5 protein-coding genes are annotated in these 6,107 nt (G+C 61.1%); 1 reads left to right on the top strand and 4 read right to left on the bottom strand.

Going from position 1 to position 6,107, the window contains the following annotated elements:
- Window positions 1–37: 37 nt before the first annotated feature.
- The 4 genes from IH971_10530 to topA form a co-directional block, all read right to left on the bottom strand.
- Complete coding sequence (locus IH971_10530) at window positions 38–517, bottom strand: SgcJ/EcaC family oxidoreductase (GenBank protein MCH7498272.1); 480 nt, start codon at window positions 515–517, stop codon at window positions 38–40.
- A 70-nt stretch (window positions 518–587) separates the two neighbouring features.
- Complete coding sequence (locus IH971_10525) at window positions 588–2,177, bottom strand: glycine--tRNA ligase (GenBank protein MCH7498271.1); 1,590 nt, start codon at window positions 2,175–2,177, stop codon at window positions 588–590.
- Window positions 2,178–2,251: 74 nt separating this feature from the next.
- Entirely contained in the window at window positions 2,252–2,626 is a 375-nt protein-coding gene (locus IH971_10520) for a four helix bundle protein (GenBank protein MCH7498270.1), read from the bottom strand.
- Between the two features lie 69 nt (window positions 2,627–2,695).
- Window positions 2,696–5,218 (bottom strand): type I DNA topoisomerase, encoded by a 2,523-nt coding sequence (gene topA / locus IH971_10515; protein MCH7498269.1) that lies wholly within the window; start codon window positions 5,216–5,218, stop codon window positions 2,696–2,698.
- A 201-nt stretch (window positions 5,219–5,419) separates the two neighbouring features.
- On the opposite strand from topA, the gene IH971_10510 reads away from it, so the two are divergent.
- Window positions 5,420–6,107 (top strand): hypothetical protein (locus IH971_10510; GenBank protein ID MCH7498268.1); only part of this gene is annotated, 688 nt, incomplete at its 3' end.

Raw genomic sequence — 6,107 nt, 5'->3', positions numbered from 1 at the left:
GCCAGGCCTTCATCGTAGGCCATGCGCTAGGCCGCCCTCAATTCTCTTCCGCGACGGGATCGTTCCAGATTCTACGGGCGATGCGCCAGCTGCCATCGGCGCCCTTCCGCAGCACTGACAGATAATTCCCTGCATTGCTGTAGGTCACGCCATCATACTCGAAGGCCAGTTCGCTCCGGCCCCAGACGATAGCCTGGCCCGGCACCCCCTCTAGACCCGTGATCGAGTTGGTGAGGTGCGTTACGACTGTAGGCGGCGCGTCGGGTGGAAACCAGAACAGACGAATGGCCTCAGTGCCCACAATGGGGTCAACCCCATGGTGCGGGATCATGATGGCATCATCCGTAAGGGTCGCCATCACGGCATCAGCATCGTTGGCCAGCCAGGCATCCACATACGCCTGCTGCGCCGCTTTGACCGCATCGATCTCCGCCTCCGATAAGCCATTGCCACTACTACAGGCGCTGAAGGCCGCCAATAAGAGTGTGGCCAGGGCAATCGGTATGAATTTGATCATCGCTCCAACTCCCTCATCCAGGTTACCCGCCCATTGTTTTCTTCAGCCACCACGCTCTACGCTCCACGCTCTACGTCATCTTGTTCCTTACATACTCCGCCACCTGCTCCAGCGCCACCCGCTCCTGGGCCATGCTGTCCCGCTCCCGCACTGTCACGGTCTGGTCCTCGGTGGTCTGCCCGTCGATGGTGACGCCGAAGGGGGTGCCCGCTTCATCCTGCCGTCGATACCTCCGGCCGATGGAGCCCCCGGCGTCATAGAAGGCGGCGAAGTCGCCCCGCAGGTCGTCCACCAGCTTCCGGGCCAGCTCCGGCATGCCGTCCTTGTTCACCAGCGGGAATACCGCCACGGTGATGGGCGCCAGGGCGGGCGCCAGCCGCAGCACCACCCGCTGCTCGCCCTTGACTTCCTCCTCGTGGTAGGCGTCCGCCAGCAGGGTGAGGACGGTGCGGTCCACCCCGGCGGAGGTCTCCACCACGGCGGGCAGGACCGACTGGTTCAGCTCGGGGTCGAAGAAGGCCAGCTTCTTGCCGCTGAACTCCTGGTGCCGGGAGAGGTCGTAGGTGCCCCGGTCGGCGATGCCCTCCAGCTCCCCCCAGCCCGGTGAGCCGTCGGCCTGCTGCATGAAGGGGAACTGGTACTCCACGTCGTAGCAGGCTTTTGAATAGTGGGCCAGTTCCTCGGCGCTGTGGGGCCGCAGACGCAATTTGGACGGCGTGACACCCAGGGCCAGGTACCAGTTCAGGCGCAGGTCCGCCCAGTACTCCAGCCACTTGGTGGTCTCGTCGGGCCGGACGAAGTACTCCAGCTCCATCTGCTCAAACTCCCGGGTGCGGAAGAGGAAATTGCCGGTGGTGATCTCGTTGCGGAAGGCCTTGCCCATCTGGGCGATGCCGAAGGGCAGCTTGGCCCGGGCCGTGCTCTGCACGTTGAGGAAGTTCACGAAAATGCCCTGGGCCGTCTCCGGGCGCAGGTAGGTCACGGACGCCTCGTCCTCCGTGGGCCCGATATGGGTCTTGAACATGAGGGCAAAGTCACGTGGTATGGCCCAGACCGCTTCCTTGCCGTTGTCCAAAATCCCAAATCGATTCAGATCGGAGTCCACATCCTCACTCAACACTCGATCAACGATGATTCTGATGAATTCATACCTGTATTCTTGCCTAAATATCTCAAACATCATTCTTTTTTCGTCTTCTAAGTCATCCAAATCCATCATCCAATTATACCCAACACCATCGGCGGGATAGGCCTCCTGAACAGATCTGTCCAAATCACCCCTTTTTATCAGTGGCACAAATACCTTCGCTAGCTCGTCAATCACACCATCTGTTTGCTGCTCTAGCAAGTGATCCAGCCGATGGCGCCTGTTGGTCAATTTGTTCTCCACCATCAAGTCGTGAAACTGCTCCACGTGCCCCGAGGCTTCCCACACCTTGGGGTGCATCAGGATGGCCGCGTCCATGCCCACCACGTCCTCCCGCGCCGTCACCATGTCCCGCCACCAGCGGTTCTTCACGTTGCGCTTCAGCTCCACCCCCAACGGGCCGTAGTCCCAGGTGGACCCCAGCCCGCCGTAGATTTCACTGCTCTGGAAGACGAATCCCCGGCGCTTGGCCAGGGAGGTGAGCTTGTCCATGAGAGACGGTTGATTGCCCATGCTTGGAATCTATCCCGTAAATCTGGGTTCCGAGGAGCGAAAAGCGAAAAGCGAAAAGCGCATGAACAAAAGTCTTAGCTTGCCCACCTGCTATCAATGGTTGGAAGACACCACTGCTCTGGAGTGGACATCATTTTTGTCAATCGAGCACCAATATGATCATAGTTATCCACGAGCTCATCATAGGCCTGCTTTTCAAGATAGCCACACTCCAGGGCCATATCTAGCCAAACAATGGTTTCAGCCGCTTCAGCGTCCGCATCGCTCAGCTTGCTGACGAAAGCCGCCGGATAGCGTCGTTTCCGCCAAGCTTCAGCGATATTGGCACATACTGACCTTGAAGATCGGCGAATCTGATCAACCAAGGAGTAGCGCTCGTCTCCGGGAAACCGCTTTGTGTGTTCAAATATTTGCGAGGACGACTCGAAGGCGTTTTGGTAAGCATGCAGCTCTTTGAAATCCCTAACCCTTAAGTCCGTTGCCTTCTCCCCGTTCGCTTTTCGCTTTTCGCCCCTCGATCATTTCTTTTTCCTTCGCATCCCTCGCCGCTTCCCCGGCCCCGCCGCCGCCTTGGCCGCCAGCCGCTTGACCGCCTCGTCCAGTTCCATGGTTTTGGGCTCCTCTCCCTTCTTCAGCGACACGTTGGTCTTGCCGTCGGTGATGTAGGGACCGTAGCGGCCTTCTTTAATCACAATCTCCGCCCCCGTATCGGGATGGCTGCCCACGGCCTGGAGGACCACGCTGCCCGCGGTCGGCGCCCGCTTTAAGATCTCCAGGGCCCGCTCCAAATCCAGCGCCAGCAGGTCCTCATTCTTGGGCAGCCGCCGGTTGGTCCCGCCGCTCTTCAGGTAGGGCCCGTAGCGCCCCAGGTCGGCCAGCACCGGCTCCCCCGTCTCCGGGTGCTTGCCCAGCTCGCGGGGCAGCGCCAGGATCTCCAGCGCCACCTCCAGGCTCACATCCTCGGGCTGCATGTTGGGCAGCAGCGACTTCTGCTTGCGCTTGTGCTCATCGTCGCCCAGCTGCAGGTAGATGCCGAAGCGCCCTTTCTTCATCAGGACTGCCAGCCCCGTGTCGGGTTCGTGACCCAGCTCCTTGGGATACTCACTCCCCCGCCGGATGAGCTCCAGCGCCCGCTCCACCGTAAGGTCCGCCGGTGCCACGTCCGGCTCCAGGTTGGTGCGCTGGTCGCCATACTCCAGGTAAGGACCATAACGCCCGATGCGCACGGTCACCGGCTCTCCGTCCACCTCACCCACCGGGATGGTGCACACTTCCCGGGCATCGATGGGGTTACCCAGCAGCTCCTTGAGCCCCTGGGAATCGTTGTCGCCGAAATAGAAGGCCTGCAGGTAGGGCAGAGATTCCCGTTCTCCCCGGCTGATTTCGTCCAGCACGTCTTCCATGCGCGCCGTGAACTGGTAGTCCACCAGGTGGGCAAAGTAGCGCTCCATAAGGCGCACCACCGCCACCGCCATGAACGTGGACACCAGTGTGCCGTTCTGTTTCACCACGTATTCCCGGCGCTGGATGGTCTCCATGATGGCGGCGTAGGTGCTGGGCCGCCCGATGCCTAACGACTCCAGCTCCTTGATGAGCGTGGCCTCCGTGTAGCGTGCCGGCGGCTTGGTTTCGTGGCTCCGGGGCTCCAGTGCGCTGGCCGTGAGTGCGGCGCCTCGGGCTAGAGCGGGCAGGGTCGTTTCGCCGTCCTCATCCTGGCCCTCGCCCTGCCCATAGGCCGCCAGATAGCCGGGGAACTCCACCACCTTGCCCGTCGCCTGAAAGAGCGCGCCGGAACCGGCCGCGCCTCTGCCGGCACTGATCTCCACCGTGGTGTGCAGAATACGGGCGGGAGTCATCTGGCAGGCCAGCATGCGCCGGTAAATGAGCCCATAGATCCGCTGCTGGTCGCGCTCCAGGCTGGCAAGCTGGTCGGGGTGGCTGAAGCTAGCGCCGGCCGGCCGGATGGCCTCATGGGCTTCCTGGGCGTTCTTGACCTTGGTTTTATAGACCCGCGCCTTGGCCGGCAGGTAGGCCGGGCCGAATTTCTCCCCAATCAGTTTACGGGCTGCGGCCAGCGCCTCCTGCGAGAGCGAGGTGGAGTCGGTGCGCATGTAGGTGATGTACCCCCCCTCGTACAGTCGTTGGGCCGCTTGCATGGTGCGTTTGGCGGAGAAGTGCAGCTTCCGGTTGGCCTCCTGCTGCAGGGAGCTGGTGGTGAAGGGGGGCGCGGGGTGCGACTGGCTGGGCTTCTCCTCCAGTGCGCTCACCTGCCAGGCCTGCCCTTGCAGTTGCTCCGCCAAACGGGTGGCCTGCACCTCATCCAGCCGGAGCGCCGCCTGGCCGGCGGCCTTCAAGGCGCCCGTCGCCCGATCAAAGTCCTTTCCGTTTACCAGCCGCTGGCCATCCACCGCCACCAGGGCGGCGTTGAAGCTGGCCTCCCGTTCGGTGGCAAACTGGGCCGCCAGGTCCCACCATTGGCTCACCGCAAACTTGGCCCGGGCGCGCTCGCGCTCCACCAACAGCCGCACCGCCACGCTCTGCACCCGGCCGGCCGACAGCCGTGGGGCGATCTTGCGCCACAGGATGGGCGATATTTCGTAGCCCACCAGCCGGTCCAGGATGCGCCGGGTCTCCTGGGCCTTCACCAGCCGCATGTCGATCTCCCGGGGCTCCTCGAAAGCCTGGCGGATGGCCCGCTCGGTCACCTCGTGAAACACCAGCCGGTAAGTGGGGACTTTGATTTTCAGTACTTCCATCAGGTGCCAACTGATGGCCTCCCCTTCTCGGTCGGGGTCCGTGGCTAAATACACCCTGTCAGCCTGCTTGACGGCCTTTTTAAGCTGGGAGATCACCTTTTTCTTATCTTCGTAAATTTCGTAGGTTACCTGGAAATCCTTGCTGGCGTCTACACCCAGGTTCCGCTCAGGCAGGTCCCGGATATGGCCCACCGAGGCGGCGATGTGGTATTCACCACCGAGAAACTTCTCCAGAGTCCGGGCCTTCGAAGGCGACTCGACGATGACCAGCGCTTGTTTGTCCATTGACTTGGGTGCCATTTTCAGGCAGGAATCTTGCCCGGCCCGACCCGATTACACAAGGGAAAGTTTTGACGGAGGGAATCTCCGCCCCGTCGTCGCCACCCTTGCGATGACGGTGACCCGCCCCTGACGGGCCGCCATGTCATTTGCCGCTTGACAGACGCCCGCATGGCACTTATCATAAGGTCTCATGGAAATCATGACATGACCCTCCGCATCTCTCGCCCCCTTGCCCTCCTCCTGGCCCTCTGGGGTCTAACGCCTATCTATCCCCAGATCGTCCCCGCCTTTCCCGTCGACCCCGGTACTGCCGACGACCAGCGCCGGCCGGACATCGCTGTGGGCGAGGATGGTAGTTTTACAGTAGTCTGGGGCGCCGCTGTCTACGGCGATGTCTATATGGCGATCTATGATGCTCTGGGAAACGCTTCGAGGGAGCCCTATAGCATTGATGATTCAAATGGCCTGGTTGGATATCTGGCCGCCCCGAAGATTGAGACCTTGGGCGACAATGTTGTCGTAGTTTGGCAGGCCAACTACCACGATCCCGGCAGCGAATCCAACGTCGGCGGCCGATTATTTACTCGCGCTGGAGATCCTATCGGTCGTGGATTATTCCAAGATTTTGATCAGTTGGGAGACTATCGCCCCCAGGTTAGTTACATCAATGATAGCACCTTCTATCTCGCTTGGGGCAGCTCGCGGTACGGTACGCCCTCACAGGCGGATATTTACGGTCAAATCATGACCAATTCCAGGCGGCGCATTGGCGATGTCTTTGTTGTCAACAACCACACCGATCCGGAAGTGGGTCACTACAGTCACAGGATTGCGGCCTCTCCAAGCGCAAATCGGGGCATAATAGTCTGGTATGATAACCGGACTGGCCAGC

The organism is Candidatus Neomarinimicrobiota bacterium (assembly GCA_022560655.1).
Classification (GTDB): domain Bacteria; phylum Fidelibacterota; class Marinisomatia; order SCGC-AAA003-L08; family TS1B11; genus JADFSS01.
This window is presented reverse-complemented; position numbering and strand designations above follow the sequence as displayed.